At 68.4% G+C, this 19,950-nt stretch carries 21 protein-coding genes, 1 tRNA gene and 1 riboswitch; of the genes, 8 read left to right on the top strand and 14 right to left on the bottom strand.

All coding sequences use genetic code 11. The features are described 5' to 3' along the window. Position 1: 1 nt before the first annotated feature. From EOW65_RS01995 to EOW65_RS01965, 7 genes are read left to right on the top strand one after another with little or no spacing between them, the layout of a single operon-like run. Complete coding sequence (locus EOW65_RS01995) at positions 2-766, top strand: thiazole synthase (RefSeq protein ID WP_128147336.1); 765 nt, start codon at positions 2-4, stop codon at positions 764-766. Then, on the top strand, positions 763-1,371 hold the full coding sequence (locus EOW65_RS01990; protein ID WP_128147335.1) for a thiamine phosphate synthase: 609 nt from the start codon (positions 763-765) through the stop codon (positions 1,369-1,371). The genes EOW65_RS01995 and EOW65_RS01990 overlap by 4 nt, the downstream gene beginning before the upstream one ends. Next, a complete protein-coding gene (locus EOW65_RS01985; RefSeq protein ID WP_128147334.1) occupies positions 1,368-2,351 on the top strand; it encodes a HesA/MoeB/ThiF family protein in 984 nt (327 codons plus the stop codon). The genes EOW65_RS01990 and EOW65_RS01985 overlap by 4 nt, the downstream gene beginning before the upstream one ends. Next, entirely contained in the window at positions 2,351-3,301 is a 951-nt protein-coding gene (locus EOW65_RS01980; protein ID WP_128147333.1) for an ABC transporter substrate-binding protein, read from the top strand. The genes EOW65_RS01985 and EOW65_RS01980 overlap by 1 nt, the downstream gene beginning before the upstream one ends. Continuing rightward, the gene (locus tag EOW65_RS01975) at positions 3,298-3,987 is read left to right on the top strand and encodes a TenA family protein (RefSeq protein ID WP_128147332.1); all 690 of its coding nucleotides are present in this window, start codon (positions 3,298-3,300) and stop codon (positions 3,985-3,987) included. Before EOW65_RS01980 ends, EOW65_RS01975 begins: the two co-directional genes overlap by 4 nt. Then, a complete protein-coding gene (locus EOW65_RS01970; RefSeq protein WP_128147331.1) occupies positions 3,984-4,697 on the top strand; it encodes an ABC transporter ATP-binding protein in 714 nt (237 codons plus the stop codon). Before EOW65_RS01975 ends, EOW65_RS01970 begins: the two co-directional genes overlap by 4 nt. Beyond that, positions 4,688-5,431, top strand: coding sequence for an ABC transporter permease (locus EOW65_RS01965; RefSeq protein ID WP_128147330.1), 744 nt, complete (start codon positions 4,688-4,690; stop codon positions 5,429-5,431). Before EOW65_RS01970 ends, EOW65_RS01965 begins: the two co-directional genes overlap by 10 nt. A gap of 77 nt (positions 5,432-5,508) precedes the next feature. On the opposite strand, the gene prpB is transcribed toward EOW65_RS01965, so the two are convergent. The 4 genes from prpB to EOW65_RS01945 are packed head-to-tail and all read right to left on the bottom strand — an operon-like array spanning position 5,509 to position 9,512. Further along, the gene (gene prpB / locus EOW65_RS01960) at positions 5,509-6,423 is read right to left on the bottom strand and encodes a methylisocitrate lyase (protein ID WP_128147329.1); all 915 of its coding nucleotides are present in this window, start codon (positions 6,421-6,423) and stop codon (positions 5,509-5,511) included. Positions 6,424-6,427: 4 nt separating this feature from the next. Then, entirely contained in the window at positions 6,428-7,597 is a 1,170-nt protein-coding gene (gene prpC / locus EOW65_RS01955) for a bifunctional 2-methylcitrate synthase/citrate synthase (RefSeq protein WP_128147328.1), read from the bottom strand. Further along, complete coding sequence (locus tag EOW65_RS01950; RefSeq protein ID WP_128147327.1) at positions 7,594-9,111, bottom strand: MmgE/PrpD family protein; 1,518 nt, start codon at positions 9,109-9,111, stop codon at positions 7,594-7,596. Before EOW65_RS01950 ends, prpC begins: the two co-directional genes overlap by 4 nt. Beyond that, on the bottom strand, positions 9,108-9,512 hold the full coding sequence (locus tag EOW65_RS01945; protein WP_128147326.1) for an acyl-CoA thioesterase: 405 nt from the start codon (positions 9,510-9,512) through the stop codon (positions 9,108-9,110). The genes EOW65_RS01950 and EOW65_RS01945 overlap by 4 nt, the downstream gene beginning before the upstream one ends. A gap of 137 nt (positions 9,513-9,649) precedes the next feature. Between EOW65_RS01945 and EOW65_RS01940 the strand changes: the two genes are divergently transcribed. After that, entirely contained in the window at positions 9,650-11,035 is a 1,386-nt protein-coding gene (locus tag EOW65_RS01940; protein WP_128147325.1) for a short-chain fatty acyl-CoA regulator family protein, read from the top strand. A 42-nt stretch (positions 11,036-11,077) separates the two neighbouring features. On the opposite strand, the gene nrdF is transcribed toward EOW65_RS01940, so the two are convergent. The 10 genes from nrdF to sufC form a co-directional block, all read right to left on the bottom strand. Next, positions 11,078-12,052: a class 1b ribonucleoside-diphosphate reductase subunit beta gene (nrdF, locus tag EOW65_RS01935; protein WP_128147324.1), complete on the bottom strand. Its 975-nt coding sequence runs from the start codon at positions 12,050-12,052 to the stop codon at positions 11,078-11,080. Positions 12,053-12,134: 82 nt separating this feature from the next. Then, positions 12,135-14,216 carry a class 1b ribonucleoside-diphosphate reductase subunit alpha gene (gene nrdE, locus EOW65_RS01930; RefSeq protein ID WP_240664466.1) on the bottom strand — a complete coding sequence of 694 codons (2,082 nt, stop codon included), beginning with the start codon at positions 14,214-14,216 and terminating at the stop codon, positions 12,135-12,137. A gap of 68 nt (positions 14,217-14,284) precedes the next feature. Then, the gene (gene nrdI / locus EOW65_RS01925) at positions 14,285-14,701 is read right to left on the bottom strand and encodes a class Ib ribonucleoside-diphosphate reductase assembly flavoprotein NrdI (RefSeq protein ID WP_128147322.1); all 417 of its coding nucleotides are present in this window, start codon (positions 14,699-14,701) and stop codon (positions 14,285-14,287) included. A gap of 16 nt (positions 14,702-14,717) precedes the next feature. Then, positions 14,718-14,939, bottom strand: coding sequence for a glutaredoxin-like protein NrdH (nrdH, locus tag EOW65_RS01920; protein ID WP_128147321.1), 222 nt, complete (start codon positions 14,937-14,939; stop codon positions 14,718-14,720). Positions 14,940-15,038: 99 nt separating this feature from the next. Continuing rightward, a riboswitch (cobalamin riboswitch) is annotated at positions 15,039-15,227 on the bottom strand. A 199-nt stretch (positions 15,228-15,426) separates the two neighbouring features. Then, positions 15,427-15,503, bottom strand: a tRNA-Arg gene (locus EOW65_RS01915). A gap of 84 nt (positions 15,504-15,587) precedes the next feature. After that, on the bottom strand, positions 15,588-16,808 hold the full coding sequence (locus EOW65_RS01910; RefSeq protein WP_128147320.1) for a cysteine desulfurase: 1,221 nt from the start codon (positions 16,806-16,808) through the stop codon (positions 15,588-15,590). An 11-nt stretch (positions 16,809-16,819) separates the two neighbouring features. Continuing rightward, complete coding sequence (locus EOW65_RS01905; protein WP_128147319.1) at positions 16,820-17,395, bottom strand: YIP1 family protein; 576 nt, start codon at positions 17,393-17,395, stop codon at positions 16,820-16,822. A gap of 11 nt (positions 17,396-17,406) precedes the next feature. Continuing rightward, positions 17,407-17,892 carry a YIP1 family protein gene (locus EOW65_RS01900; protein ID WP_128147318.1) on the bottom strand — a complete coding sequence of 162 codons (486 nt, stop codon included), beginning with the start codon at positions 17,890-17,892 and terminating at the stop codon, positions 17,407-17,409. A 1-nt stretch (position 17,893) separates the two neighbouring features. Beyond that, on the bottom strand, positions 17,894-19,177 hold the full coding sequence (locus EOW65_RS01895) for a SufB/SufD family protein (RefSeq protein WP_128147317.1): 1,284 nt from the start codon (positions 19,175-19,177) through the stop codon (positions 17,894-17,896). After that, positions 19,177-19,947 carry a Fe-S cluster assembly ATPase SufC gene (gene sufC / locus EOW65_RS01890; protein ID WP_121532352.1) on the bottom strand — a complete coding sequence of 257 codons (771 nt, stop codon included), beginning with the start codon at positions 19,945-19,947 and terminating at the stop codon, positions 19,177-19,179. The genes EOW65_RS01895 and sufC overlap by 1 nt, the downstream gene beginning before the upstream one ends. Positions 19,948-19,950 lie beyond the last annotated feature (3 nt).

The raw sequence follows: 19,950 nt of genomic DNA, 5'->3' as shown, positions 1-19,950 counted from the left end.
GATGCCGGTCTTCTACGGAACCGAGGTCGAGAGCGCGCTGCTGCTCGGCACCGCGCAATACCCCTCTCCCGCGATCCTCGCCGAGGCGTTCCGCGCCTCCCGGGCGGGGATCGCCACCGTGTCGCTGCGCCGCGAACAGGGCGGCGGGCAGGATTTCTGGGCGCTGGTCGCCGGGCTCGGCGCCCGCCTGCTGCCCAATACCGCCGGCTGCCACACAGTGAAGGAGGCGGTCACCACCGCCCATATGGCGCGCGAGCTCTTCGACACGCGCTGGATCAAGCTCGAGGTCATCGGCCACACCGACACGCTGCAGCCCGATGTCTTCGCGCTGCTCGAGGCGGCGCGGATCCTGACCGACGAGGGCTTCGAGGTCTTCCCCTATTGCACCGAGGATCTGACCGTCTGCGGCCGGCTGCTCGATGCCGGCTGCGCGGTGCTGATGCCCTGGGGCGCGCCGATCGGCTCGGGGCGCGGGCTCAACAACCTCTGGGGGCTGCGGGCGCTGCGGGCGCATTTCCCCGAGGTGCCGCTCGTCGTCGACGCCGGGATCGGCCTGCCCTCCCATGCCGCGCAGGCGATGGAACTCGGCTTTGACGCCGTGTTGCTGAACACCGCGGTGGCGAAGGCCGGCGATCCCGTGGCCATGGCGCGGGCGATGGCGCTGGCGGTCGAGGCCGGCCGTGCCGCCTGCCGCGCCGATCCGATGGAGCCGCGTGACATGGCCGCCCCCTCCACCCCCGTCATCGGAAAGGCCTTCCTCGCATGACCCGGACCGGAAAACTGCCGCGGTTCTATCCGATCTTCGAAAGCGCCGACTGGCTCGCCCGGATGCTGCCCTTGGGCGTGAAGCTGGTGCAGTTGCGCGTCAAGGACCGCAGCCCGGGCGAGACCCGCGCCGAGATCCGCCGCGCCCGCGACCTGTGCCGCGACGCCGGCGCGATCCTCGTCGTCAACGACCATTGGCGGATCGCGATCGAGGAGGGCTGCGACTGGCTCCACCTCGGCCAGGAGGATCTGGACAGCGCCGATCTCGCCGCGATCCGCGGCGCGGGGCTGAAGCTCGGCCTGTCGACCCATGACGAGGCAGAGCTCGCCCGCGCCCTGTCCTTCGCCCCCGACTATGTCGCGCTCGGGCCGATCTGGCCGACGCGGCTGAAGCAGATGAAATGGCACCGCCAGGGCGTCGGGAAGCTGAGCGAGTGGAAGGCGCGGATCGGGGAGATCCCGCTTGTCGCGATCGGCGGGCTGAGCGTCGCGCGCGCGCCTGAAGCCTTCGCCGCCGGCGCCGATGTGGTCTCGGTGGTGACCGACATCACCCTCGACGCCGATCCCGAGGCGCGGCTGCGCGACTGGCTGCGGGGGACGGCATGAACCGCTACGCCCGGCAGATCCGCCTGCCCGAGGTCGGCATCGCCGGGCAGGCGCGGCTCGCCGCGGCGCAGGTGCTGGTGGTCGGTGCGGGCGGGCTCGGCGTGCCGGTGGTGCAATATCTCGTCGGCGCGGGCCTCGGCCGGATCACCCTGATCGACCCCGACCGGGTGGAGGAAACAAACCTCCACCGCCAGCCGATCTACGGCCCCTTCCTCGGCACCCCCAAGGCCGAGGCCGCCGCTGCCGTCGCGCGCGCGCTGAACCCGGCAACCGAGGTCGTGCCGCTGTGCGGCTGGCTCGATCCCGCAACCGCACCCGGGCTGGTCGGCGCGGCGGATCTGGTGCTCGATTGCGCCGACAGTTTCGCCGCAAGCTATACCCTGTCGGATTGCTGCCTGGCTGCGGGCCGGCCGCTGATCTCGGCCTCCGCGCTCGGGCTTGCGGGCTATGTCGGCGGCTTTTGCGGCGGCGCGCCGAGCCTGCGGGCGCTGTTTCCCGACCTGCCCGAGAGCCTTGCCACCTGCGCCAGCGCCGGTGTGCTCGGCCCGGTGGTGGGGATGCTCGGCGCGCTTCAGGCGCAGATGGCGCTCGCGGTGTTGCTGCGCCTCTCCCCCTCGCCGCTCGGGCTTTTCCTGCGCCACGATCTGCACCGCTTCCACAGCACCGCCTTCCGCTTCGACGCCGCCGCCGAGCCGGACAGCCCGCCGCACCGCTTCATCGCGCCGCAGCAGCTGCGCGAAAGCGATTTCCTGATCGAGCTGCGCGATCCCGACGAGGCCCCCCGCCCCGTCGCCGCCTTCGCCCGCCGCCAGCGGGTCGAGGATTTCGGCCCGGACGGCCCGTGCCCCGCGCCGGGCCAGCGCGCCGTCTTCGCCTGCCGCACCGGCCTGCGCGCCTGGCGCGCCGCCGACCGGCTCCGTCCGCATTGGCCGGGCGAGATCGCCCTGCTTGCCGATCCATCCCCCCAAGGAGACAGATGATGCCATCCTTCCGTTTCGCCGCCGCCCTGTCGCTCGGCCTGATCCTTGCTGCGCCCGCTTGCGCACAGGACAAGATGACGCTGATCCTCGACTGGTTCGTGAACCCCGACCATGCGCCGATCATCGTCGCCCAGCAGAAGGGCTTCTTCGCCGACGAGGGGCTCGAGGTCGAGATCGTCGCGCCGGCCGATCCGGCCGACCCGCCGAAGCTCGTTGCCGCCGGCAAGGCCGATCTGGCGATCAGCTATCAGCCGCAACTTCACCTTCAGGTGCACGCGGGGCTGCCGCTGCGGCGGGTCGGCACGCTGATTGCGACGCCGCTGAACTGCCTGATGGTCAAGGCCGACGGCCCGGTGCAGAGCCTTGCCGACCTGAAGGGCCGCAAGATCGGCTACTCGGTCTCCGGGGTCGAGGAGGCGACGGTCGCGATGATGCTACACGCGGCCGGGCTGAGCCTGAGCGACGTCGAGATGGTGAATGTGAACTGGTCGCTCACCCCCGCCGTGCTGACCGGCCAGGTCGATGCGGTGATCGGGGCCTATCGCAATTTCGAGCTGACCCAGATGCGCCTTGCCGGCACCGAGGGGCGCTGCTTCTACCCCGAGGAGGCGGGCGTGCCGGGCTATGACGAGTTGATCTTCGTCGCCAATGCGAAGACGCTCGACCGCGACCGCATCCGCCGCTTCCTGGCGGCGGTGCAGCGCGGCACGGAATACATGCTGAACCATCCCGCCGAGGCCTTTGCCGCCTTCTCTGCCAGCGCCCCGGACCTTTCCGATGCGCTGAACACCCGGGCCTGGGCCGATACCCTGCCGCGCTTCTCGCACAGTCCGGCGGCGCTCGATTACGGCCGCTATGCCAGCTTCGAGATGTTCCTGAAGGACGCCGGGCTGATCGACAGCGTGCTGCCGGTGTCGCAGCTGGCGCTCGACCCGGGGGCGCCGCAATGACCCCGGCGGCGCCTCCCCCCGATTACGGCCGGTCCTTCGCGCTGTGGCGCGCCTCCTGCCCCGCCCCCTGGGCCGCCTATACCCGTCACCCCTTCGTCGAGGGGCTGGGGGACGGCACGCTGCCGCGCGCCGCCTTCCTGACCTATCTGCGGCAGGACTATCTCTATCTGATCCACTATGCCCGTGCCTGGTCGCTGGCCGTGGTCAAGGCCGAGAGCCTTGCCGAAATGCGGGCGATCAGCACGACGGTGCATGCGCTGCTGCATTCCGAGATGGCGCTGCATGTTGGGATCTGCGCCGAGGCTGGCCTCGACCGCGCCGCGATCGAGGCAACCGAGGAGGCGCCCGAGAACCTCGCCTATACCCGCTATGTGCTCGAAGCGGGCTATTCGGGCGATTTCCTCGACCTGCTGGCGGCGCTGGCGCCCTGCGTCTTCGGCTATGGCGAGATCGGCGCGCGGCTCCTCGCCGAGGCCGGTGACACCCCCTATCGCGACTGGATCGAGGCCTATGGCGGGGCGGAGTACCAGCAGCTGTGCCGCGACACCGGCGCACTGATCGACCGCGCGCTGGCCGATCGCCTCGGCCCCGCCCCCGAGCGCGTGCCGCGCTGGCGGGGGCTGGCCACCCGCTTCGGCACCGCGACCCGGCTCGAGGCCGCGTTCTGGGGCCTCGGACGGGCATGACCGCCGCGCCGGTTCTCCTTTCGGGCACGGTGCGGATGGGCGCGCGCACGCTCTTCCCGCCGCTGCGGCTCGAGCTTGCGCCCGGGCGCTGGACGGCGCTGCTCGGCCCCTCGGGCGTCGGCAAATCGACGCTGCTGCGGCTGCTCGCCGGCCTGCCGATCGGCGGCACCTTCGAGGGGCGGGTCGAGAACCGCCCCCCGGTCGCGCTGATGGCGCAGGACCCGGCGCTGCTGCCGTGGCTGACGGCGCGGCAGAATGCAGCACTCGGGGCGCGGCTGCGCGGCGAGGCGGCAGACCGCGACCGGCTCGCCGCGGTCTTGCGGCGTACCGGCCTTGCGGATCACGGCGACAAACCCCCGGCAGCGCTTTCGGGCGGGCAGCGGCAGCGCGTGGCGCTGGCCCGCACGCTGATGGAGGACCGCGCGCTCGTGCTGCTTGACGAGCCGTTCTCGGCGCTCGATGCGCGGATGCGGCTGGCGATGCAGGATCTTGCGGCCGAGCTGCTGCGCGGCCGGACAGTGCTGATCGTCACCCATGACCCGGCCGAGGCCGCACGGCTGGCCGATCGCATCTTCCTGATGACGGAAACCGGGCTGACGGAGGAGGTCGCCCCGGCATGCCCAGCCCCGCGCCCGCCCGCCGATCCGGCGGTGCTTGCCTGTCAGGGCGCGCTCCTGACCCGGCTGACGGAGGCTCCGGCATGCGCCTGACCCGGTTTCTCGCGCCGCCCGCAATCGCAGCGGGCTTCGTGCTGCTGTGGCAAGGGCTGATCCTCGCCACCGGCCTGCCGCCCTTCCTGCTGCCCGGGCCGGGCGCCGTCGCCGCGGCGGTGATCGCCCAGCGCGAGGTGCTGACCGGGGCCGCCCTGCGCACCCTCGCCGAGGTGCTGACAGGCTTCGCGCTGGGGGCCGGCAGCGGCGCCACGCTCGCCATCGCGATGGCGGCCTGGCCACGGCTTGCCGCCACGCTGCGACCGGCGCTGCTGATCTCGCAGGTGATCCCGACCTTCGCACTGGCGCCGGTCCTGACGCTTTGGCTTGGCTATGGCATGGCGCCGAAGATCGTGGTGACGGCGCTGATCTGCTTCTTCCCGGTGGCCTCGGCCTTCCTCGACGGGCTCGAACGCACCTCGCCGGTCTGCCGCGACCTCGCCCGCACGATGGGCGCCGGTCCCGCGCGCGAGATGTGGCACCTGCGCATCCCGATGGCGCTGCCGCTGCTCGGCAGCGGGCTGAAGCTCGCCGCGATCTATGCGCCGGTCGGCGCGGTGATCGGTGAATGGGTCGGCGGGTCGGAAGGGCTCGGAGCGGTGATGATCCATGCCAATGGCCGGATGCGGATCGACCTCAGCTTTGCCGCGCTCGTGGTGGTGACGGCGCTCGCCCTCGCCTTCCATGCCGGCATCAGCCTGGCGGTGCGGCGCGGGCTTGCGCGCTTCGGCTGAGCGCGCGCCCCTTCCCCCCGGGGCCGGGGCAAGGTCCGCACAGCGCGGGCCTTGCCGTCTGTCATCCGCGCCGGGGCTCAGACGTTCCAGTCGGGCGCGACCGAGGCGGCGATGCTGTGGTCGAGCGCCTCGAAGGCATTGAGCCCGATGGTGTCGTACAGCTCTTGCCGGGTCTGCATCTCGGGGATCATAGCGGTGGTCGCGCCGTCACGGGCGATCGCCGCATAAAGCCGTTCCTGTGCCCTGTTCGCGACCCGCAGCGACGAGACCGGCCAGATCACCATGTCATAGCCGAGCGCCTCGAACTCGGCCGCGCTCAGCGTGGGCGTGCGGCCGAACTCGGTCATGTTGGCGAGCAGCCGGACCCCGGGCAGGGCAGCACGGACCTCGCGGAACATCTCGACCGAGGTCAGCGCCTCGGGAAAGATCGCATCCGCCCCCGCCTCCACGTAAAGCTTCGCGCGTGCGATCGCCCCTTCGAGCCCCTCGGAGGCTGCCGCATCGGTGCGCGCGATGACCACGAGATCGCGCGCCGCCCGCGCCGCCGCCGCGACCTTGGCCGCCATGTCGGCCGCCGGGGCCAGCTTCTTGTCGTTCAGATGGCCGCATTTCTTCGGCAAGAGCTGATCTTCCAGATGCACGGCGCCGGCGCCTGCCTCCTCGAAGACGCGCACCATATGCATGACGTTCAGCGCCTCGCCATAGCCGGTGTCGCCATCAACCAGGAGCGGCAGGCCCGAGGCCCGCGCGATCTGGCGGATGAAGAAGGCGACCTCGTCCACGGTGATAATGCCAAGGTCGGGCAGCCCCATCGAGGCGGTCATCGCCGCCCCCGAGAGATAGAGCGCGCCAAATCCCGCGGCCTTAGCCTGCAGTGCCGCCTGGCCGTTATGGGCGCCCGGCAGGCGCAGGATGCCGGGCTCGTTCAGCGCACGGCGGAAGCGGCGCCCGGCGCTCTCGCCGGGCAGGTCGTCTGCGATCAGATAGGGCATGGTCTCACTCCGGATAGGCGGTCAGCAGGCCGCCGCGCTGCGCGATCGGCAGGAACTTGCGGTCCTCGGGGCCGGTGTAGTTGGCCGAGGGGCGGATGATCTTGTTGTCGAGCCGCTGCTCGACCACATGCGCGCCCCAGCCTGCGGTGCGGGCGATGACGAAGATCGGCGTGAACATCGCCGTCGGCACGCCGAGCAGGTGATAGGAGACCGCCGAATACCAGTCGAGGTTCGGGAACATCGCCTTGGCGTCCCACATCACCTGCTCGATCCGTTCGGCAACCGAGAACATCTTCATCGAGCCGGCCTCTTCGGCCAGCTTGCGCGCGACGCGCTTGATGACGACGTTGCGCGGGTCGGCCACGGTATAGACCGGGTGACCGAAGCCGATCACCACCTCCTTCGCCGCGACGCGGGCGCGGATGTCGGCCTCGGCCGCGTCGGGGCTCGGGTAGCGCTTCTGGATCTCGAAGGCGACCTCGTTCGCGCCGCCGTGCTTCGGCCCGCGCAGCGCGCCGATGGCGCCCGCCACCGCCGAATAGACGTCGGACCCCGTCCCCGCGATCGTGCGCGCGGTGAAGGTCGAGGCGTTGAACTCGTGCTCGGCATAAAGGATCAGCGTGGTGTGCATCGCCCGCACATGCTCGGGCGTGGGCGGGGTACCATGCAGCAGGTGCAGGAAATGGCCGGCGATGGACTCGTCTTCCGTCTCGACCTCGATCCGCCGCCCGTTCTGCGCGAAGTGATACCAGTAGAGCAGCATCGAGCCCTGCGCCGCGATCAGCCGGTCGACGATGTCGCGCGCGCCCGGCGTGTTGTGATCGGCGGCCTCCGGCAGCGCGCAGCCCATCGCCGAGACCCCCGAGCGCAGCACATCCATCGGATGCGCGGCGGCCGGGATCGCCTCGAGCGTCGCGCGCACCGCCTGCGGCAGGCCGCGCAGCGTGCGCAGCTTCGCCTTGTAGGCGGTCAGCTCCGCCTCGGTCGGCAGGCTGCCGTGGATCAGCAGATGCGCGATTTCCTCGTACTCGCAGGTCTCGGCGATATCGAGGATGTCATAGCCGCGGTAATGCAGGTCATTGCCGCTTTGGCCGACCGAGCACAGCGCGGTATTGCCCGCCACCACGCCCGAGAGCGCCACCGATTTCTTCGGCTTCTTCACCTCGCCGCTCATTTCGCCCTCCAGTCAAAGATGCCATGGGGCCGCGCCGAGCCGAGCCGGTCGGCCTTGACCACGAAATTCAGCCGACCGAGATCCCCCGCCTTGAGGTCAGCCAGCCCCTCGGCCGCCTCGAGGAAGCGCAACTGCTCGGCCGCGCTCAGCACGCCCTCGGACAGGGTCAGGAACTTGTGGATGTAATTGCTGCGCACGAAGGGGCGCGCGCCGTCCGGGTGCGCATCGGCCAGCGCCAGCTCGTCGACGATCTTCGAGCCGTCATCGAGCGTCACTGTGACCCGCCCGCCGAAAGCCTTCCCCTTCGGGTCGCGGGCATGATAGCGGCGCGTCCATTCCGGGTCCTCGGCGGTCGAGATCTTGTGCCACAGTGCCACGGTCGAGGGCCGCTGCGCGCGCTCGGGGGCATAGCTCGCCACGTGATGCCAGCCGCCATCCTCCAGCGCGACGGCGAAGATATACATGATGGAATGATCGAGCGTCTCGCGCGAGGCCGTCGGCTCCATCTTCTGCGGGTCGTTCGCGCCGGTGCCGATGACGTTGTGGGTGTGGTGCGAGGTCTCGATCAGGATCGAGCGGACCCGCGACAGATCGCCGATCTTCGGCCCCATGCGGCGGGCGAGGTCGATCAGCGCCTGGCTCTGGTATTCCGCCGAATGCTCCTTGGTATAGGTGTCGAGGATCGCGCGCTTCGCCTCGCCCGGTTCGGGCAGCGGCACGTGATAGACCGCCTCGGGCCCACCGAGCATCCAGGCGATGAACCCGTCCTCGCCCTCCCATGCGGGGCTTGGCGCGCCCTCGCCGCGCATCACCCGGTCCACCGCCTCGATCGCCATCTTGCCGGCGAAGGCGGGGGCATAGGCCTTCCAGCTGGAAATCTCGCCCTTGCGGCTTTGGCGCGTGGTGGTGGTGACGTGCAGCGCCTGCTGGATCGCCTGATAAATCACCTCAACAGGCAGGTTCAGCGCGGTGCCGATGCCGGCCGCGGCCGAGGGGCCGAGATGGGCGATGTGGTCGATCTTGTGCTCGTGCAGGCAGATCCCCTTCACCAGATCGACCTGGATCTCGTAGCCGGTGGCAAGACCGCGGATCAGATCCGCCCCCGACAGCCCGCAATGCTGCGCCACCGCCAGGATCGGCGGGATGTTGTCGCCCGGGTGCGAATATTCGGCCGCCAGAAATGTGTCATGGAAGTCGAGCTCGCGCACCGCCGTACCATTCGCCCAGGCCGCCCATTCCGGGCTGACCCGGGTGCCCTCGGCCATGCCGAAGACCGTGGCGCCCGGCGCATAGGGGTGGCACAGCGCCTGCGCCCGCGCCGAGGCGACCGGCCGGCGCGCGACCGAAGCCGCGGCCACCGCCGCATTGTCGATCACCCGGTTGACGATCATCTCGACCACATCGGCCCCGACCGCCACCGGGTCGGCCGCCACCTCTGCGATCTTCCACGCCAGTTGGTCCTCGCGCGCCAGATGTTCGGCGGAGCGATAGCGCCGCACCTCATGCATTTTCATGCCCTTGTCTCCTTCCTCTGAATCTCTTCGGTGATCGCCCGCGGCCGCCCGGCCCCGTCCACCGCCACCATCTCGAACCGCCCCGCGAGAACCGCGCGCCGTGCGCCGGTGCCGAGGTCCTCGGCCACGCCCGCAACCGAAACGCTCATCGAGCTGCGCCCGACGCGGATCACCTCGGAGCGCAGCTCCAGAAGTTCCCCCACCCGGATCGGGGTGGCGAAATCCACCCGGTCCGAGCGCGCCATCACGACCGCGCCGCGTGCCCGCCGGATCGCCGCGACGAAGGCAGCCTTCGCCATCAGCGCAAGCGCATTGCCGCCGAACAGCGTGCCGTAATGGTTCGCCTGCTCGGGGAAGATCATCTCGACCATCACGGCCGGGGTGTCGGGAACAGGGGTCATGCGGGGCTCCTCCGCCGATCGTCTCGGGACCGGCAGGAAGACCTTTTCACAACAGGACATTCAGTTTAAACTACTGAAAATGCTTATATTTGTGAATGAACGCCGCAGATTTTGCGAATGTTGCGAAGGATTGGAGAATGAAGAAGCCCTTCATGGGGGTGCGCCTGCGCCGGCTGCGCGAGGAACACGGCATGACGCAGGTGGCGCTCGCCCGCGCGCTGGAACTCAGCCCGAGCTATCTGAACCAGATGGAGAAGAACCAGCGCCCGCTGACGGTGCCGGTGCTGCTCAAGCTGAACGCGGTCTTCGGGCTGGACGTGCAGCTGTTCTCGGAATCCGAGGAGGCGCGGCTGATCCCCGACCTGCGTGCGGCGCTCGCCGATCAGGGCGCCAGCGCCTCGATGGCCGAGCTGCGCGAGCTCGCCGCCAACATGCCCGGCGTCGCCCGCACGATCATCGCGATGCAGGCGCGGCTGCGCGAGAATGCCGAGCGGATCGACCTGATGAACGGGCGCATCATCGGCGGGCTCGGCAGCGCCCCCGCCCCCTTCGAGGCGGTGCGCGACTGGTTCTACGTGCAGCGCAACTACATCCCGAGCCTCGACGAGGCGGCCGAGGAGATCGGCCGCGGCCTGCGCCCGGGGCGGATGGCCGAGGGGCTGACCGACCGGCTGGCCGGGCGGCACGGCATCCGCGTCACGCTCGACGAGAACGCCCCCGCGCTGCGCCGCCACGACCCGGTGGCGCGGGTGTTGCACCTGTCGGCCCGGCTGCGCCCCGGCCAGCGCGCCTTCCAGATGGCGACGCAGATCGCCTTTCTCGAACAGCGCGCCGAGATCGACCGGCTCACCGCCGAGGCCGGCATGGAAAGCGACGAGGCACGCGACCTGCTGCGCATCGGCCTGGCGAATTACTTCGCCGGCGCGCTGATCCTGCCCTATGGCGCCTTCATCGCGGCGGCCGAGGCCGAGCGCTATGACATCGAGCTGCTGGCGCGGCGCTTCGGCGTCGGCTTCGAGACCACCTGCCACCGGCTCTCGACGCTGCAGCGACCGCAGACGCGCGGCGTGCCGTTCTTCTTCATCCGGGTCGACCGCGCCGGCAATATCTCGAAACGGCAGTCGGCGACCGATTTCCACTTTTCGCGGATCGGCGGCTCCTGCCCGCTGTGGAACGTCTACGAGGCCTTCTCGCGCCCCGGCGAGCTGCTGACGCAGGTGGCGCAGATGCCCGACGGGCGCTCCTACCTGTGGGTGGCGCGCACCGTCAGCCATGGCGCGGGCGGCTATGGCGCGCCCATCAAGCGCTTTGCCGTGGCGCTTGGCTGCGATCTCGCCCATGCGGAACGGCTGGTCTATGCGCGGGGGATCGAGCTGCGCCCGCCCGCGCGGGCCACGCCGATCGGTGCGGGCTGCAAGATCTGCGACCGCCCCGCCTGCCCGCAGCGCGCCTTCCCGATGACCGGGCGCCCGCTGCACCCCGACCCGAACCGCTCCCGCTTCACCCCCTATTCGAGCGACTGAACCGAAATCGCCGCCCCCGGGATGCGGGAGCGGCGGACCACCTCAGAAATCCCAGTCCTCGTCCTCGGTCGCGACCGCCTTGCCGATCACATAGGACGAGCCCGAGCCCGAGAAGAAATCGTGGTTCTCGTCGGCGTTCGGGCTCAGCGCCGCCAGGATCGCCGGGTTCACCCGGCACAGCTCGTCGGGGAAGAGGTTCTCGAAGCCGAGATTCTGCAGCGCCTTGTTCGCGTTGTAATGCAGGAAGGCCTTCACGTCTTCGGTCAGCCCGAGCGGGTCATAGAGCGTCTCGGTATAACGGCACTCGATCGCATAAAGATCGAAGATCAGCGCGAAGGCGAAATCCTTGATCTCCTGCCGCTCGGCCTCGCTCAGCCGCTCCAGCCCGCGCTGGAACTTGTAGCCGATGTAATAGCCATGCACCGCCTCGTCGCGAATGATGAGGCGGATCAGATCGGCGGTATTGGTCAGCCGCGCCCGGCTCGACCAATGCATCGGCAGGTAGAAGCCCGAGTAGAAGAGGAAACTTTCCAGAAAGACGCTCGCCACCTTCTTCTTCAGCGGCTGCGAGGCGGCATCGTATTCGTCGAGGATCAGCCGCGCCTTCTGCTGCAGATGCGGGTTCTCCTCGGACCAGCGGAAGGCTTCGTCGACCTCCGGGGTCGAGCACAGCGTCGAGAAGATCGAGGAATAGGACCGCGCGTGCACCGCCTCCATGAAGGCGATGTTGGTCAACACCGCCTCTTCATGCGGCGTGACCGCATCGGGCATCAGCGCGGGCGCACCCACCGTGTTCTGGATCGTGTCCAGAAGCGTCAGCCCGGTGAACACCCGGATCGTCAGCCGCTGCTCGTCCCCGGTCAGCTGCGACCAGCTCTGGATGTCATTCGACAGCGGCACCTTCTCGGGCAGCCAGAAATTCACCGTCAGCCGGTTCCAGATCTCCAGATCCTTGTCGTCCTGAACGCGGTTCCAGTTGATCGCGCGCGGCACCGGCCGCCCCGCAAAATCCTTCATCGTCTCGGCCCCTTTTTCTTGGCGCAAATACTCCGGGGGTCCGGGGGCAGCGCCCCCGGCCGGCTCCGGTCACGACCGCCCGTCACAGCGCGCAGGACACACAGCCCTGCACCTCGGTCCCCTCGAGGGCCATCTGCCGCAGGCGGATGTAGTAGATCGTCTTGATCCCCGCCTTCCAGGCATGGATCTGCGCGCGGTTGATGTCGCGCGTCGAGGCCGTGTCCTTGAAGAACAGCGTCAGCGACAGCCCCTGATCGACATGCTGGGTCGCCGCCGCATAGGTGTCGATGATCGCCTCGGGCCCGATCTCATAGGCGTCGCGATAATATTCGAGGTTCTCATTCGTCATATAGGCGGCGGGGTAATAGACCCGGCCGATCTTGCCCTCTTTCCGGATCTCGATCTTCGCCGTGATCGGGTGGATCGAGGAGGTGGCATTGTTGATGTAGCTGATCGAGCCGGTGGGCGGCACCGCCTGCAGGTTGCGGTTGTAAAGCCCACCGTCCATCACCGCGTCCCGCAGCGCGGCCCAGTCCGCGCGGGTGGGCACCGCGATCCCGAAGCGCGCGAAAAGATCGGCCACCGTTTCAGTCGCGGGCAACCAGTCGCGGGTCACGTATTTCCCAAAGAAACTGCCGTCGGCGTATGTCGAGGCCTCGAAGCCCGCGAAGCTGTGCCCGCGCTCGCGCGCCAGCGCATTCGAGGCGCGCAGGCAGTGATACAGCACCGTGGCGAAATAGATATTGGTGAAGTCGATGCCCTCGGGGCTGCCGTAATGGATCCGCTCGCGCGCGAGGAAGCCGTGCAGGTTCATCTGGCCCAACCCGATCGCATGGCTTTCGTCATTGCCGCGCCGGATCGAGGGCACCGAGTTGATCGCCGACATCTCGGAGACCGCGTTCAGTGCCCGCACCGCGGTCTCGACCGTGGCGCCCAGATCGCCACCATCCATCGCCTTGGCGATGTTGAGCGAGCCGAGGTTGCACGAGATGTCGGTGCCGAGGTGGCGATAGCTCAGGTCGTCGTTGAACGCCGACGCCTCGTTCACCTGCAAGATCTCGGAACACAGGTTCGACATGGTGATCCGCCCCGCGACCGGGTTCGCGCGGTTCACCGTGTCCTCGAACATCAGGTACGGATAGCCGCTTTCGAACTGGATCTCAGCGAGCGTCTGGAAGAAGGCGCGCGCGTTGATCTTGCGCTTGCGGATCTTCGGGTTGTCGACCATCTCGCGGTAGCGCTCGGTCACCGAGATCTCCGAGAAGGGCGTGCCATAGACCTTCTCCACGTCATGCGGCGAGAAGAGATACATCTCCTCGTTGCGCTTGGCGAGTTCGAAGGTAATGTCCGGGATGACGACGCCGAGGGACAGTGTCTTGATCCGGATCTTTTCGTCGGCATTCTCGCGCTTGGTGTCGAGAAAGCGCAGGATGTCGGGGTGATGGGCGTTCAGATAGACCGCCCCCGCGCCCTGCCGCGCGCCGAGCTGGTTGGCATAGCTGAAACTGTCCTCAAGCAGCTTCATCACCGGGATCACCCCCGAGGACTGGTTCTCGATCCCCTTGATGGCCGCACCATGCTCGCGGATGTTGGTCAGCATCAGCGCCACGCCGCCGCCGCGCTTCGACAGCTGCAGCGCCGAATTGATCGCGCGGCCGATGCTTTCCATGTTGTCCTCGATGCGCAGCAGGAAGCACGAGATCAACTCGCCGCGCTGCGCCTTGCCGGCATTGAGGAAGGTGGGCGTCGCCGGCTGGAACCGGCCCGCCAGAATCTCCTGCATCAGCCGCAGCGCCAGCGCCTCGTCGCCGCGGGCGAGCGTCAGCGCGACCATCACCACCCGGTCCTCGAACCGTTCGAGGTAGCGTTTCCCGTCGCGGGTCTTCAGCGTATAGCTCGTGTAATACTTGAACGCGCCGAGGAAGGTCGGGAAGCGGAACTTGACCCGATAGGCCGCGTCCCAGATCCGCGGGATGAAGGCGGGATCGTATTGCTCGAGGACATCGGCCTCGTAATAGCCCTCCTCGACCAGATAGCGCAGCTTTTCCTCGAGCGAGTGGAAGAACACGGTGTTCTGGTTCACATGGCTGAGGAAATACTGCCGCGCGGCCATGCGGTCGGCCTCGAACCGGATCCGGCCCGCGTCGTCGTAAAGGTTCAGCATCGCGTTCAGCGCGTGATAGTCGAGCCCCTGCCATTCGGCGGGCACGGCCTGTGCCGGGGCGGCGTCGCTCAGATCGCGGTCGAGAATTGCGTCTTCCAAAACTTGTCCAGTCCTTCTGTGACACGGGCGATATCGCTGGGGGTGCCGGCCAGCTCGAAACGATAGAGCACCGGCACCGCGCATTTTTGCGCCACGACATCGCCGGCAAGCGCGAAGAGCGCGCCGAAATTGCGGTTGCCGCCGGCGATCACGCCGCGCAGCTGCGCGCGGGTGTCCGGGTCGTTCAGAAACCGGATCACCTGCTTAGGGACGGCGCCGTGCCCTGCCCCGTCGGCATAGGTCGGCGTTACCAGAACGAAGGGCGCACGGGGGGCGGGCATCGGCGCCTCTACCGCAACCGGGATCCGCGCGGCGGGAAGGCCGAGCGCGCGGATGAAGCGCGCGGTATTGCCCGAGCGCGAGGAGAAATAGACAAGCCCGCCCATCAGATCGGTCCCGGCCTCAGACCAGCGCCGCGATCTTGTCGGGCCGGAACCCCGCCCAGTGATCGTCGGCCGTCATCACCACCGGCGCCTGCCGATAGCCCAGCTCGGTCACCCGGGCGAGCGCCTCGGCATCCTCGGTCAGGTCGACGAGATCGAAGGCGATCCCCTTTGCCGCCAGCGCGCGGGTGGTCGCGGTGCATTGCACGCAGGCCGGTTTGGAATAGACGGTGACGCTCATCTCGGGTCCCTTCTCTGTGCCATCTGCTGGCCGGGGATCAGGGACGCGGACAAATGCGGACGCGCCGCATTGCACAACGCCTCCGGGCCCACCGACCGGTTCGTCTCTCGCGTCCTGGCAGGTCTCCTGGCTCGCGGTTCGATCGCTTCCCCCTCCTTCCCGGCGCGGCGCGCCAGTGGATCGACGGGGTCGGCTCACCGCTCACAGTTGCGGGGGCAGCGCCGGTTTCGCACCGGCTTCCCTTTTCACCCGCGACGAGTCGCGGGCACCAAGACAACAGGATCTAGACAGATTATCGGCAGGCATGTCAACATCTAGAAGGCTTCCGCGCCCGGCGGCCGGCACGGCTTTTCCGCCGACAGGCGGGACGGCTGCGGACGATCAGAACTGGCATCCTCCGCCGATCCCTGCCCATGCAGCGGATCGGCAGGCGATCGCCCCCCACCGCAGGCGCGACAGGGTCCAGACATTTCAGAGAAATTTGAGATGGTGCACCCGACAGGATTCGAACCTGTGGCCTCTGCCTTCGGAGGGCAGCGCTCTATCCAGCTGAGCTACGGGTGCCGCGCCCGTGCTGGATAGCCGATTGCCGCGGGGCCTGCAACGGGCAATCGCGCGGCGCGGGAAAGTTCCGCGCCGCACCGGAGCTCAGCTCAGCAGCTCGTGGCAAAGCTCGAGCGCGGAGACGAGCGCGTCAACCTCCTCGCGGGTGTTGTAGAGCCCGAAGGAGGCGCGCGCGGTCGCGGTCAGGCCAAGGCTGGTCATCAGCGGCATCGCGCAATGCGTGCCGGCCCGCACCGCCACCCCGCGCTTGTCGAGAATCGTCGAGATGTCATGCGGATGCGCGGGGCCGTTCAGGGTCATCGAGAAGATCGCGCCCTTGTCCGGCGCATTGCCCTGGATGTTGAGCCAGTTCAGCCCCGAGAGCTTCGCCTGTGCATAGTCGCGCAACGCGGCCTCGTGCGCGGCGACATTCTCCATGCCGAGATCCATCAGGTACTTCAGCGCGACGCCCAGCCCCACCTGCTGCACGATGCCGGGGGTGCCCGCCTCGAAGCGCAGCGGCGGCTTCGCGTAGGTCACGGCATCGCGGGTCACGGTGTCGATCATGTCGCCACCGCCGAGGAAGGGCCGCATTTCCTCCATCCGCTCGCGGCGGATGAAGATCGCCCCGGAACCGCTTGGCCCGTAAAGCTTGTGCCCGGTGATTGCGTAGAAATCGCAGCCGATGTCGGCAACGTCCACCGGCGCATGCACCGCGCCTTGCGAGCCGTCGACCAGCACCGGCACGCCCTTCGCGTGGGCCCCGGCGCAGATCGCCTTCACATCGACCCGGGTGCCCAGAACGTTCGACATGTGGGTGACGGCGACGAGCCGCGTCTTCGGCCCGATCGCGGCGATCACCTTCTCGGGGTCGAGGCTACCGTCGGCCTCGATCTCCACCCATTTCAGCACCACCCCCTGGCGTTCGCGCAGGAAGTGCCAGGGCACGATATTGGCGTGATGTTCGAGGATCGACAGCACGATCTCGTCGCCCGGCTGCAGCCGCGGCGCGGCCCAGGCATAGGAGACGAGGTTGATCGCCTCGGTCGAGCCGGTGGTGAACACGATCTCCTCTTCCGAGGGCGCGTTCAGGAAGCGCGCGACGGTGCCGCGGACGCTTTCGTATTTCTCGGTCGCCACATTAGAAAGGTAATGCAAGCCGCGGTGAACGTTCGCATAATCCTGCTCATAGAACTGCGTCATCGCGTCGATCACGCAGCGCGGCTTTTGCGCCGAGGCGCCGTTGTCGAGATAGACGAGCGGGCGGCCGTTCACCTCGCGCGCGAGGATCGGGAAGTCGGCCCGGATGCGGTTCACGTCATACATCGGCGGTCCTTTCAGAGGGTTGCCGGGACCGGCACGATCCCGAACGAGAGCAGCAGCATGCCGAACAGCATCGCCGAGCCGAAGAACACCGCGATCACCCCGAAGGCGACCTTGAACAGGGTGTCGAAACCATGCAGCGCGGCGGTGAACTGCGTCAGCAGCCAGAACAGCATCCCGACCAGCGCCAGCGTGCCCAGCACCGAGACGAGCGGGAAGAACACCATCACCAGGATCTGCGCGACCTGACCGAGGATCAGCAGGAACTCGATCCACACGACGAGGATCAGCGCATCGGCAAAGCGGCCGGTGCCGCCGAACTGCCTGCCGAAGAAGGCCATGGCAGCGGCGGCGTAGAGCATCAGCGCGCCCTGCACCAGCGCCATCGGCAGCGGGTTCGTAGGTGGGCCGAGGTCGACCTTGGTGACGAAGGAAAACAGCAGCTCGGCCGCGGTGCCAAGCGCCGCAGACAGCGCCATCACCGCGCCAAGCGCGGTGAGCCGCGCCGACATCGGCAGATCGAGCGCGATCAGGAAGCGCGCCACCTCGCGCGGGGCCTGCAGCGAGCGCAGCACAAGGGTCGTCAGCATCGGACGCGCCATCACCGGGCCTCGAATTCCGCAACGCGCATCCCTGCGCCCCAGATCGCCAGGAAGGCCACGAAGACAAGCCCCGAGATCAGGCTCAGCTGCACGCCCTGCCCCAGGAACCCGGCGACAAGCCCTTGCAGCAGCATCAGCGGCGAGACGGCGAGCAGTGCCCAGAACAGCGCGATGCGCGCGCCGTACCAGCCGCCCTTGCCGCCGAAGAGCCTTGCCACCAGATGGGCGAGCGCGGCGAGTGCATAGAAGGCCGGCACGGTCGCCAGCAGCGCGATCGCCGTGCCGACCAGCAGCACCGCCATCGGCTGATCGGGCTGCTCGAAGCTCAGTCGCGACAGCCGCGGCCACTGGCCGACGAAGATCACCACCAGCGCCGCAAGCAGCAGCGTCAGCGCCCGCGGCTCGGAACGGGTGCGGGCCAGATGGCCGCGCACCACGCTGCGCGGCGCGCGATAGCTGCGCAGGATGTCGTCGACCGCCGCCATCTCAGCCCCGGTGCCGCGCCAGCCAGGCCTCGAGCCGGGCGACGATCTCGTCCTTCAGCGCCGCGTCCTCGATCTCGTCGATCGCATCGGCGAGGAAGGAGAGCACGAGCAGCGCCTTCGCCTCCTCGACCGGTACGCCGCGCGAGCGCAGGTAGAACAGCGCCGTCTCGTCGAGCGCGCCGGTGGTCGAACCGTGCGAGCACTTGACGTCGTCGGCATAGATCTCGAGTTCCGGCTTGCCGAGGAACTGGCTGTCGTCGTCCATCAGCAGCGCCTGGCTGATCTGATAGCCGTCGGTCTTCTGCGCGCCGGGCTTGACCAGGATCTTGCCCTGGAACACGCCGATCGCGCCGTGCTTCAGCACCTTCTTGAACACCTGCCGGCTTTCGCCGTTCAGCGCGTCATGGGTGATGAAGACGGTGTCGTCGTGGTGGAAGTCGGCATGCGCCCCATCGCCAAGCGCCGCGCCCGCGACATGGGCCACGGCATCGTCGCCGGCGAGCGTGATCACGCATTCGTTGCGGGTCAGCACACCGTTCACGGTGAGGGTGAAGCTCTTGAACAGCCCGCGCTCGGCCACCCGCGCGAAGATATGGGTGACCGCGCGGCGTTCATGGTCGCGGCCCTGAGCGCGGACATGGTGGAAGCGTGCGCCCTCGGCGACCTCGACCTCAAGCACCTTGTTGAAGCGCGCGCCGGCCGGTCCGTTCTCCAGCAGGGTCAGCTCGGCGCCGGGTTCGAGCTTCACGCAATGATGCAGGATCGGGTCGGAAACATCTGATTCATGGATATAAATCAGGTTGACGGGCTTCGAGGGGCGGCCGGTCACGCGGATCAGCACGCCATCGGTCGCCGCCGCGGTGTTCAGCGCCGCGAAGGGGCGCTTCACCGGGGTCTGGCCGGCCTCCTCGAGGCTGCCATAGAAGCCCGCGGCCCAGCCCAGCTCCGGCGCCTCGGCCAGACGGGTGATCTCGATCCCCTCGAGGGCGAACGGATCCGAGGCGGCGGCGTCGAAAACGCCATCGCGGAACACGATCTTCAGCCGGTCGAGCCCGTCGAAGACCGGCACCTCGTCCGTCACGAAGGGCGCCGCGGGAACCGGGTCGGCGGCACTCAGCGCGTCGGCCCTGGTCCAGCGCCAATATTCGTCGCGCCGCCCGGGCAGGCCCATGGCAGTGAGCCGGTCAAGCGCCGCGCGCCGCGCCTTGGCCGCGAAACTGCCCGCCGGGATCTCCAGCGCCCCGAGCCGTGTATCGAGCGGCGTCGCCTTCTCCACGGCCGACATCACACCGCCTCCGCGATGCCGTGGGCCTTGAGGATCTCGGCATAGCCGTTCTGCTCGACGACGAGCGCAAGCTCGGGCCCGCCGGTCTGGATGATGCGGCCATCGGCCATGATGTGCACCACGTCCGGCTTGATGTGGTCGAGAAGGCGCTGATAGTGGGTGATGACGAGGAACGAGCGCTTGCCGTCGCGCAGCGCGTTCACGCCATCCGCCACCAGCCGCATCGCGTCGACGTCGAGGCCCGAGTCGGTCTCGTCGAGGATGCACATCGTCGGTTCCAGCATCGCCATCTGCAGGATCTCGTTGCGCTTCTTCTCGCCGCCCGAGAAGCCGACGTTGACCGGACGCTTCAGCATCTCGGCGTCGATCTTCAGCGTCTTCGCCTTCTCGCGCACGACCTTGAGGAACTCGCCGGCGGAAAGTTCCTCCTGCCCGCGCGCCTTGCGCTGTGCGTTCACCGCGGTGCGCAGGAAGGTCATGTTGCCCACGCCCGGGATCTCGACCGGGTATTGGAAGGCGAGGAACAGGCCCGCGGCGGCGCGCGCCTCGGGCTCCATCTCGAGCAGCTCCTCGCCGTCAAGCAGCGCCGAGCCGTCGGTCACCTCATAGCCGTCGCGGCCCGACAGCACATAGGAGAGCGTCGACTTGCCCGAGCCGTTCGGGCCCATGATCGCGTGCACCTTGCCCGTTTCGACCGTCAGGTTCACGCCCTTCAGGATAACCTTGTCCTGTTCTTCAAGTTTGACGTGCAGGTTTTTGATTTCAAGCATGTT

Source organism: Paenirhodobacter ferrireducens (assembly GCF_004022265.1).
GTDB lineage: Bacteria > Pseudomonadota > Alphaproteobacteria > Rhodobacterales > Rhodobacteraceae > Rhodobacter > Rhodobacter ferrireducens.
The sequence above is the reverse complement of the archived record's forward strand: the minus strand, read 5'-3'. Positions and strand labels throughout refer to the sequence as shown.